Raw genomic sequence first — 9530 nt, 5'->3', positions numbered from 1 at the left:
CATAATATATAATGTATAACGAAGATGATAAAGAAGATTCCAACGTAGGTCAGCTTCCGTTGCCCAAAGGGGTGCTTTCCATTCCGAATGCAGCTTTCAGGTGGTATTCTATTCCGGTGTTTTTCCTCGAATCGGAGATTCTGATACTCGAATTTCCGGATTACTGAAATCCGGAAGAACGGGTTGCTGAATAAAGTAAATCATATAAACTGGATATATAATGATAAGTTTCAAATTCCCGATTCGTCCTTTGAACAAGTCTTTCTTCCCGTCGAAGTAGGCTTCGAGTGTAGAAACAAGCAGACTCTTTTCCCATTCTGATCCGCATTAATATTTAATTCTCAAATATATAAATAGTTTCAAATGAAACCACTACCTTTGCGGCGTATTTACCAATTATATGAATAATATGACTTATCACCATTTATCTGTCCTCGTTCATCGCCGGGCAGAGAAGTACGGCGACAAGGTGGCTCTGAAATACAGGGATTACGAAACGTCGCAATGGATACCCATCACTTGGAACCAATTCTCACAAACCGTACGACAAGTTGCGAATGCGCTCGTGGAGTTATTAGGAGTGCAAGAGGAAGAAAACATAGGAATATTCTCCCAGAATAAGCCCGAATGCCTGTATGTGGACTTCGGAGCATTTGCCAACCGTGCCGTGACCATACCTCTGTATGCTACCAGTTCACCTGCACAGGCGCAGTACATTATCAATGATGCTCAGATACGTTATATCTTCGTAGGCGAGCAATTCCAGTATGATGCGGCTTTCAGTGTGTTCGGTTTTTGCCAGTCATTGCAGCAACTCATCATCTTCGACCGTGCCGTGGTGCGCGACCCGCGCGACATGACTTCCATCTATTTCGACGAGTTCCTGGAAACCGGTAAAGGTTTGCCGAACAACGATATCGTAGAAGAACGCACCTCCCGTGCGTCGGATGATGACCTTGCGAACATTCTTTATACATCCGGTACAACCGGCGAACCGAAGGGAGTAATGTTGCATCACTCTAACTATATGGAGGCTTTCCGTATCCATGATATCCGTCTGGTAGATATGACCGACCGGGATGTTTCCATGAACTTCCTTCCAATGACACACGTCTTCGAGAAAGCGTGGACTTACCTCTGTATCCATAAAGGCGTGCAGGTGTGCATCAATCTTCGTCCGGCAGATATCCAGACTACCATTAAAGAAATTCGCCCGACATTGATGTGCAGCGTTCCCCGTTTCTGGGAAAAAGTGTATGCCGGTGTGCAGGAGAAGATTGCTCAGGAAACAGGTTTGAAGAAAGCCATGATGCTGGATGCCATCAAGGTAGGCAAGATACATAACATCGATTATCTGCGTAAGGGCAAGACTCCGCCGTTGATGCTTCATCTGAAGTATAAATTCTACGAAAAGACGGTTTATGCTTTGCTGAAAAAGACGATTGGTATTGAGAACGGTAACTTCTTCCCTACTGCGGGAGCTGCCGTACCCGATGAAATCTGTGAATTTGTTCATTCGGTAGGCATCAATATGTTGGTTGGCTATGGTCTGACTGAATCGATGGCTACTGTTTCCTGTTTCCTTAACCAAGGTTATGAAATAGGTTCCGTAGGCACCGTGATGCCTGATGTAGAAGTGAGGATCGGTGAAGAGAATGAAATTCTCCTGCGTGGAAAGACTATCACGAAAGGTTATTATAAGAAAGCGGAAGCTACTGCCGCGGCTATTGATAAGGATGGCTGGTTCCATACCGGTGATGCCGGCTATCTGAAAGGCGGCCAGCTTTATCTGACTGAGCGCATCAAAGACCTCTTCAAGACTTCCAACGGAAAATATATTAGTCCGCAAGCTCTGGAAACCAAGCTCGCCATCGACCGCTACATCGACCAGATTGCCGTCATTGCCGACCAGCGCAAGTTTGTGTCTGCCCTTATCGTTCCGGTCTATGGCTTCGTGAAAGATTATGCCAGGGAGAAAGGCATCGAATACAAGGATATGGAAGAACTCCTGCAACATCCCAAGATCCTCGGCCTGTTCCGTGCCCGCATAGACACCTTGCAACAACAGTTCGCCCACTACGAACAGGTGAAGCATTTCACTCTTTTGCCCGAGCCTTTCAGCATGGAGCGTGGTGAACTGACCAACACCTTGAAGCTGAAGCGGCCCGTAGTTGCCAAGAATTACAAGGAATTGATAGATAAGATGTACAGAGAATAAAAAATACACCCTTACAGCTGATATTTCCCCCTTATTATAGTTTCTGTTTCCTACTTTTGCAACGTTCCATTAATTGAACTTTAAAGTATGAAACAGAAACTTCTTTATTTAGTACCTTTCTTTGTCTTGTCGGCTTGCGGACAAGCGTCTTACAAAAACACATCTTTGTCCCCCGATGAGCGGGCGGAACTTCTGGTGAAAGAACTTACGCTGGAAGAGAAAGCGCATCTTATGATGGATGGTTCCCGTCCCGTGGAACGATTGGGTATTAAACCGTATAACTGGTGGAATGAGGCGCTGCATGGCGTTGCCCGGGCAGGTTTGGCTACAGTCTTTCCGCAGCCGATAGGTATGGCGGCATCGTTCAATCCGGAAATGGTGTATGAAGTGTTCAATGCCGTGTCGGACGAGGCACGTGCGAAGAATACCTACTACGCGTCTCAGGATAGCCGTGAACGCTATCAGGGCTTGACCATGTGGACTCCCACAGTGAATATCTACCGTGACCCGCGCTGGGGCAGGGGTATCGAGACATACGGTGAAGACCCTTATCTGGCAAGCCGGATGGGCGTGATGGTGGTAAAAGGCTTGCAAGGACCTGCTGATGGAAAGTATGACAAACTGCATGCCTGCGCCAAGCATTTTGCCGTACATTCGGGACCGGAGTGGAATCGCCACTCTTTCAATGCGGAGAATATAAAGCCGCGTGATTTGTATGAAACTTACCTGCCACCTTTCGAAGCGTTGGTGAAAGAAGGGAAAGTGGAAGAAGTGATGTGCGCTTACAACCGTTTTGAAGGTGATCCCTGCTGTGGGAGTGATCGTCTGCTGATGCAGATATTGCGTGGAGAATGGGGATTCGACGGTATAGTCGTATCTGATTGCGGTGCAATAGCCGACTTCTACAACGACCGTGGTCATCATACCCATCCTGATGCCGAATCGGCCTCTGCCGCGGCGGTGATCAGTGGGACAGACTTGGAGTGTGGTTCCAGTTATAAGGCTTTGATAGAGAGCGTAAAAAAAGGATTAATCTCAGAGGAGACTGTGGATACCTCTGTCAAGCGGCTGATGAAGGCCCGCTTTGCACTGGGCGAAATGGATGAACCGGAAAAAGTATCCTGGACCAAGATACCTTTCTCCGTAGTAGCTTCTGCAGCTCACGACTCTCTGGCATTGAATATGGCCCGCGAGTCCATGACATTGTTGATGAATAAGGATAACTTCCTGCCGTTGGAACGTGGCGGACTGACGGTAGCCGTTATGGGGCCGAATGCGAATGACTCGGTTATGCAATGGGGAAATTATAACGGAATGCCGCCTCACACCGTCACTATTCTTGATGGAGTGCGGAATTTGCTTGGTGCTGATGATAAACTGATCTATGAGCAAGGCTGCCCATGGGTGGAAAGAACTCTGATTCAGAGTGCATTCAGCCAGTGTAAGTCCGACAAAGGTTCCGGGTTCACGGCTCGTTACTGGAATAACCTGAAGCGTGAGGGCGAACCGGTGACCACTGCACAGGTTACCACTCCTTTCCGTTTCTGCACTTCGGGTGCTACGGTGTTTGCTCCGGGAGTGAATCTGACGGATTTCTCCGCGACTTATAACAGCGTATTTACTCCTAAGCAATCAGGAGAAATCGTTCTTGAGGTTTATTGCTATGGGAGCGGAAGACTTCGTGTGAACGGAGAAGAAGTGAAAAGTTTCTCAAACAAGCACGGCGCAAGGAAATCTACTCATGCGATGAAGGTGCAGGCGGGTAAATCGTATGATCTGGAACTTGATTTTGAGTATCTGAGAAGTGATGCACAGCTGAACTTTGATCTTGGATTTAAGAAAGATGTGGATATAAGGAAATCTGTTGAGCGTGTAAAGGATGCAGATATCGTTATTTTTGCGAGCGGTATATCTCCCAGCCTTGAAGGAGAGGAGATGGGAGTAAATCTTCCCGGTTTCAAGAAAGGAGATCGTACGGATATTGAGTTACCTGCCGTTCAGCGTGAACTGATTGATGCCCTGCATCGTGCAGGTAAGAAGATTATTCTGGTTAACTGTTCAGGATCGCCTATCGGTCTGGAACCTGAGACTCAGAAGTGCGAAGCTATCTTGCAGGCATGGTATCCCGGTCAGCAAGGTGGTACGGCTGTTGCCGAGGTATTGTTCGGTGATTATAATCCGGCGGGGAAATTACCGGTTACTTTCTATCGCAATGTGTCTCAGTTGCCTGACTTTGAGGATTATAACATGACCGGAAGAACTTACAGATATATGCAGGATATACCTTTGTTCCCATTCGGCTACGGTCTTAGTTATACCACCTTTGGCTATGGTAAAACCGTACTTGACAAGAATGAACTTACAGCCGGACAGTCTTTGAAACTTACTGTACCTGTTACAAATACGGGCAAGCGTAACGGAGAAGAAGTGGTGCAGGTTTATCTTAGAAAACAAGGGGATGCAGAAGGACCGATTAAAACCCTGCGTGCTTTCAAGCGTGTGAACATTCCCGCAGGAAAGACCGTCAATGTAGAGTTCGACCTGAAAGATAAAGAACTGGAGTGGTGGGACGATCAATCCAATACAGTAAGAGTTTGTCCGGGTAACTATGATATCATGGTGGGAGGAAGCTCTAAAGAGGAGGATTTGCAGCGTACGACGGTTGCTATAAAATAGTTGTCGGAAAGTGAAAAAAAATCCCCGAATACTTGACATCGCCTTTCTGATGTCGTATATTTGTATCCGTAAATCTATTTAAGATTCAATTTTAAATTAGCACGAACGGAGAAGCATTGCTTCTCCGTTTTCTTTTTATCCCTATGGCTTGTCTTTTGAAATGCCACATGTTTGCTTCCCGAATGCCACAGCTTAGTAACCCGAATACCACACTTCAACAGACTAAAGCCCAACCATTTCACCTGTTGAAGTGTGGCATTCCAGTTATTCACTCCTGCAAAACGGATGATGTACCTGAGGCAAACGGATGATGCATCCGGGGCAAACGAATCATGTGTTTCGGGTAAACGGATCATGCGTTTGAGGTAAACAGACCGTCTGCTCTGAAAGCAAAAACGGAAGGTTTGTGCCTCCCGTCTGTTAATCTTATGTAAATCTGCTCTTGACAAAAAATGTCGGTTACCTGTTACCGGGCATTCGTAAAAGTATAGGTATCTCCTGCCTGGGTAATGATGTCATAAACGTAGGACTTTTTCAGTTCAACGCCCTTCAAAGGAGCTTTCTCACTAATCAAAGGTCGGCTTATGGGTTGTTTGGTAAAGAAAGGATTTGTATTGTTGGCGTTAGTCACAGACAAACGTTCTCCATTCATTGCTAGTTCCTGATGTGTGCGTAGATGAAGATTGCCTCCGAGAGTCGATTTGATCACAGCAGATTCTATCTGCCCGTTTTTCCATTTCAATGAAATAATTTCAAAGCCTCCGCGTGCCCGAAGTCCCTTTATTTCACCATTCTTCCATACATCTGGTAAAGCTGGTAGTAAGTGTATGGCTTCATCATGGCTTTGCATTAACATTTCGGCAATACCGGCTGTACAACCAAAGTTACCGTCTATTTGGAAAGGAGGATGTGCATCGAAAAGGTTAGGATAGGTTCCTCCGCCTTGTCCTTTCTGCACTTCGGGAGAGACCAGGTTGAGTTGGTCAGTGATAAGTTTGAATGCATGATTCCCATCCAGACATCTTGCCCAGAAACAAACCTTCCATCCCATAGACCAACCGGTAGAAGGATCTCCACGTTGGATTAGGGTGTTGCGTGCAGCCTCAAAGAGTACGGGTGAGGAGTATGGAGATATCTGGAATCCCGGAAAGAATCCCCATAAGTGAGAAATGTGGCGATGATGATCTTTGGGGTTATCCCAGTCCTCAAACCACTCCTGCAATTGTCCGTATTGCCCTACTTGCATAGGAGGCAATTGTTTTCTGAGTGAGAGGATCGTATCGCAGAATAGCTCATCCTTCTCTAATAGCCGCGCGGCTCTCTCTGTATTTGTGAATAGATCAAATACTAGCTGATTGTCCATGGTGATCCCTGCAAAGAGATTGGCTTTTGTTCTCCATTGTGGAGGTGAATTCTCTGGTGAATTACTTGGGGTGACTACCATATAACCTGTGTTGGGGTCTTTGACAAGGAAATCGACAAAGAATTCGGAAGCACTTTTCATGATCGGGTATGCCTGGGCCAGAAAATCTTTATCTCCCGAATACAGATAGCGATCCCATAAATGATGGCATAACCAAGCGTTGCAAGTGGGCCAGGGACCACAATATGCTTTGTCTACCGCCCCGTTCATGCGCCACAGATCGGTGTTATGATGCAACATCCATCCACGGCAACCATACATTTCGCGAGCAGCTTCCTGACCATTCTCATAGAGTTCCTTTATCATTTGCAGGAAGGGTTCGTGCATTTCGGGCAGATTAGTTACTTCAGCCGGCCAGTAATTCATTTCGGCGTTGATATTCGTAGTATATCGGCATTTCCATGCCGGATTTAGCTTCTGATTCCAAATGCCTTGCAGATTGGCCGGCTGCCCTCCCGGCTGTGAACTGGAGATTAGAAGATAACGTCCAAACTGGAAGTATAGGGCTATCAGGTGAGGATCATTGGCTGTGGCAAACTCTTTGACACGTATATCGGTTGGCTTGTCAGCCTGGGCGGTACGGCCTAAATCCAACGATACGCGATTATAATATTTCTGATATTCACTTATATGAGCCTGAAGTGCTTTGGTGTAATTCTTCCCTGCATTCTTTAAGTATGCTTTGTTGCGTTTGACGGGATCACCGGATATGTCTTTGTAATTGATGAAATTGGTGGATATCGCCAAATAGATTGTGGCGCTGTTTGCATGAGTTACTATCAGGGTAGAATCATTTGCAGAGGTTTTCCCTCCCTGTACTTTGAGCTTTAAATCTGTACGGAAGCGGACTGCACCTTTTACAAACTCATTTCCTTTAGTTACTCCCTCCATAGTCATGCCGTCTTTGCCGGAAGTTGTGACATCGATATCTTGCGGGCATGTTAGAGCAGTGGTGAAGGTCAGTTTCCCTGGTTGTGAAGCGGTCAGCCGGATGATGACTAATTGATCGGCAAATGAAGTGAATACTTCACGTTTGTAGTCGACGCCATCCACTGTATAAGTGGTTGATGCGACAGCTTTTTCCAAATCCAGCTCCCGGCGGAAGTTTGTATAACCTTCCTGATTCTGAAACCTTAACCGTAAACTGCCTGCTGTTTGATAAGGCATGCCAAAACCATTCTTCGAGAGAAGCCTCTCACCCGCCAATGTCTGGGCTTCAGGATATTTTCCTTCAAAGATCAACTGTCTTATTTCAGATAGATAGTTTTTAGTTTCCGGATTGTAGTTCTTGTAAGGAGCACCGGCAGAAATCGTTTCTTCGTTCAATTGGATTTCTTCATTTACCGGATTTCCATATACCATTGCTCCCAGTCTTCCATTACCTAAAGGGAGAGCTTCTTCCCAATATTCAGCCGGGCTGTCGTACCATAAGACCGGCGCTTGCTGGGCTTTTAAGTCTGTACTTGCTATGATTGCCATACAGACTAATGAGAGTTTTAAGAAACGGTGTGCCATACTATAGATTTTTTTAAGTGGTCTATTTGTTTTTCTTCTATTATTTCCTGACAATTTGTGTGGAATCACAATGAATGATTGACAGGTTTTCTATTGTTTCTAAATCCACTACCGGCTGACCGGCTATCGGTTGCTTTGTCCGCACGTCATTCAGGAATATATCCTTGCATTGTCGGATGTTGAGTGAAGGTCCTTCTTCTACGGTGAAACTTACGTTGTTAAAACGGATATCGGTGGCTGTTTCTGCTTGAAATCCTTTTCCGGCTACTATGTTCATGTTGGAGAAAGACAGTTCCGATATAGGCATTTCCTCAATACCTTTTATATAGCCTATCCGCTTGATATCATTTCCCGTAACATTACTTAAATGGATATTCCGGAAAATAGGAGTACGTTCGCTTACCGGTTCCACTTTCGATAAACGGTCATAAAATAAATCGAAAATAAAGGCATCTCCTTGTATATTTTTCATTACGATATTGTCTACCCGTATATCTTCTACTACACCACCGCGTCCGCGGGATGCTTTTAACCGGATACCGGCATTCGTTCCATCAAACACACAATTGGATATAGCTATCCTTTTTACACCGCCCGACATTTCGCTGCCGATGACCACTCCACCGTGACCGGAAAGCATGATACAATTGGTGATTGTGATGTTTTCGCATGCTTTCCCATATTTACGCCCGTCGGCATCACGTCCGGACTTGATGGTAATACAATCGTCTCCAACACTGATAAAACAGTCGGAGATACGTACATTCCGGCAGGAACTCGGATTGATACCGTCCGTATTCGGCCCTTTAGGATTGCTTGACGGGTTATTGATGGTTACTCCATGTATTGTAACGTTATCACAGAAGGCCGGATTGACAGTCCAGAAAGGAGAGTTGATGATCTTCACATTTTCAATAAGGATATTCGTACATTCGTAGAACTGAATAAAAGGCGGACGGAACATTTTACGTTCCAGCGAAGGCTTATAGTAATCGGATATTTCCAGGTCCTTATTGGCATCCACCCACATTTGCTGTAACTTATCCAGAGAAGGTAGTTTGCCACCGTTCTCCTTTATCACCTTACGTGTCTCAAATTCCCATAACCACCATTTCAGTCCGTTCCCATCCAGCGTTCCGCGCCCGGTAATGGTCAGATTATCTGCCGAATGAGCGTAAATCAGTGGGGATAAGGTTTGCATAACGGTTCCTTCCCAACGTGCGGTTACAAAAGGCAGATAATCCTCGAACCTGTCTGAGAAGCGCACAATGGCACCTGATTCCAGATGCAATGTAATATTACTTTTCATGTGGATAGTAGCAGTCAGATAAGTCCCGGCAGGAAAATAGATGGTTCCACCTCCTTCCGAAGCTGCTTTTTCAATAGTCTGGTTAATCAGTTTCGTACATGGCTTGATGCCTTTGGCATCAGCCCCCAATTGTTTCATGTCGAACGTGCGGGACGTGGCTACCACAGCCATCATTACTCCCATAATAAAGATGAATAAACGTTTCATGGTCTGTCTTATACTCTTTTAGATATGTGATACAAATTAGAATACGGGGCAAATGTACGTAATCACAGTGCGGGGAGGGTGGACTTTTTGTGTAATAAAGAGTATTTATAAATAGAACCGGTAGAAATTATAAAAAAAGAAAGGGTTACATGACAATGCAACCCTTCCCTGTTTTACTGCTC

At 45.5% G+C, this 9530-nt stretch carries 6 protein-coding genes; 3 read left to right on the top strand and 3 right to left on the bottom strand.

The features are described from left to right. The first annotated feature begins 11 nt into the window (after positions 1 to 11). The 3 genes from BN161_RS29935 to xyl3A all read left to right on the top strand — a co-directional run bounded on the left by BN161_RS29935 (position 12) and on the right by xyl3A (position 4894). Positions 12 to 167 carry a hypothetical protein gene (locus BN161_RS29935; protein ID WP_167332556.1) on the top strand — a complete coding sequence of 52 codons (156 nt, stop codon included), beginning with the start codon at positions 12 to 14 and terminating at the stop codon, positions 165 to 167. Between the two features lie 242 nt (positions 168 to 409). Then, positions 410 to 2218, top strand: coding sequence for an AMP-dependent synthetase/ligase (locus tag BN161_RS19210; RefSeq protein WP_044269418.1), 1809 nt, complete (start codon positions 410 to 412; stop codon positions 2216 to 2218). An 87-nt stretch (positions 2219 to 2305) separates the two neighbouring features. Beyond that, the gene (gene xyl3A, locus BN161_RS19205; RefSeq protein ID WP_044269409.1) at positions 2306 to 4894 is read left to right on the top strand and encodes a xylan 1,4-beta-xylosidase; all 2589 of its coding nucleotides are present in this window, start codon (positions 2306 to 2308) and stop codon (positions 4892 to 4894) included. Between the two features lie 74 nt (positions 4895 to 4968). Here the strand turns inward: xyl3A and BN161_RS19200 are convergent, their stop codons facing one another. The 3 genes from BN161_RS19200 to BN161_RS19190 all read right to left on the bottom strand — a co-directional run bounded on the left by BN161_RS19200 (position 4969) and on the right by BN161_RS19190 (position 9348). Next, positions 4969 to 5250, bottom strand: a complete 282-nt coding sequence (locus BN161_RS19200; RefSeq protein WP_044269408.1) for a hypothetical protein — start codon at positions 5248 to 5250, stop codon at positions 4969 to 4971. Positions 5251 to 5360: 110 nt separating this feature from the next. Beyond that, positions 5361 to 7832 (bottom strand): glycoside hydrolase family 95 protein, encoded by a 2472-nt coding sequence (locus tag BN161_RS19195; RefSeq protein WP_044269407.1) that lies wholly within the window; start codon positions 7830 to 7832, stop codon positions 5361 to 5363. A gap of 40 nt (positions 7833 to 7872) precedes the next feature. Continuing rightward, positions 7873 to 9348 carry a glycoside hydrolase family 28 protein gene (locus BN161_RS19190; protein ID WP_044269405.1) on the bottom strand — a complete coding sequence of 492 codons (1476 nt, stop codon included), beginning with the start codon at positions 9346 to 9348 and terminating at the stop codon, positions 7873 to 7875. Positions 9349 to 9530: the final 182 nt, after the last annotated feature.

This window comes from Bacteroides timonensis, assembly GCF_000513195.1.
GTDB classification, from domain to species: Bacteria; Bacteroidota; Bacteroidia; order Bacteroidales; family Bacteroidaceae; genus Bacteroides; species Bacteroides timonensis.
Note: the sequence above shows the minus strand (reverse complement) of the source record. Positions and strands in the feature narration are given on the sequence as shown.

Excerpts from the sequence above, each read along its gene's own strand:
- BN161_RS29935 (WP_167332556.1), top strand. The coding sequence starts at position 12 with ATGTATAACGAAGATGATAAAGAAGATTCCAACGTAGGTCAGCTTCCG.
- BN161_RS19210 (WP_044269418.1), top strand. The coding sequence starts at position 410 with ATGACTTATCACCATTTATCTGTCCTCGTTCATCGCCGGGCAGAGAAG.
- xyl3A (WP_044269409.1), top strand. The coding sequence starts at position 2,306 with ATGAAACAGAAACTTCTTTATTTAGTACCTTTCTTTGTCTTGTCGGCT.
- BN161_RS19200 (WP_044269408.1), bottom strand. The coding sequence starts at position 5,250 with ATGATCCGTTTACCCGAAACACATGATTCGTTTGCCCCGGATGCATCA.
- BN161_RS19195 (WP_044269407.1), bottom strand. The coding sequence starts at position 7,832 with ATGGCACACCGTTTCTTAAAACTCTCATTAGTCTGTATGGCAATCATA.
- BN161_RS19190 (WP_044269405.1), bottom strand. The coding sequence starts at position 9,348 with ATGAAACGTTTATTCATCTTTATTATGGGAGTAATGATGGCTGTGGTA.